This window comes from Adlercreutzia sp. DFI.6.23 (assembly GCF_024462535.1).
Lineage (GTDB): Bacteria > Actinomycetota > Coriobacteriia > Coriobacteriales > Eggerthellaceae > Adlercreutzia > Adlercreutzia rubneri.
Window position 1 is genome coordinate 1 of sequence record NZ_JANGBP010000339.1, and the last position, 319, is coordinate 319.

Annotated in this window: 1 protein-coding gene; it reads right to left on the reverse strand. The window is 69.9% G+C overall.

Annotated features, from left to right (window positions below; all coding sequences use genetic code 11):
• Positions 1-319 (reverse strand): transposase (locus NE591_RS13630; protein ID WP_256156907.1); only part of this gene is annotated, 319 nt, incomplete at both ends.

Genomic DNA, 319 nt, shown 5'->3' on the forward strand with positions numbered 1-319 from the left:
CGCGACGCCGTCGCGGACGCACTTGGCGGCCGACGCCAGCCTCATGTCCTCCAGCTTGGCGGCGACACGGCCGGCCTTCTCCGTGCTCGCCTCCAGAGACTCCTGGGCATGGACGGCCTTGAGCATCGCGGCCACCTCGGCGCGCTTGGACTTGGGGACCTTCGAGAGCACGTTGCGGTAGAAGTGCACCGTGCAGCGCTGGTAGGCGGCGTCCGGGAACACCTTGGCTATCGCGCCCGTCATGGCGGCGGCCTTGTCGCCGGTGAACATGCGCACGCCAGAGAGGCCCCGGCCCTTGAGCCAGGAGAGGAACTCGCGC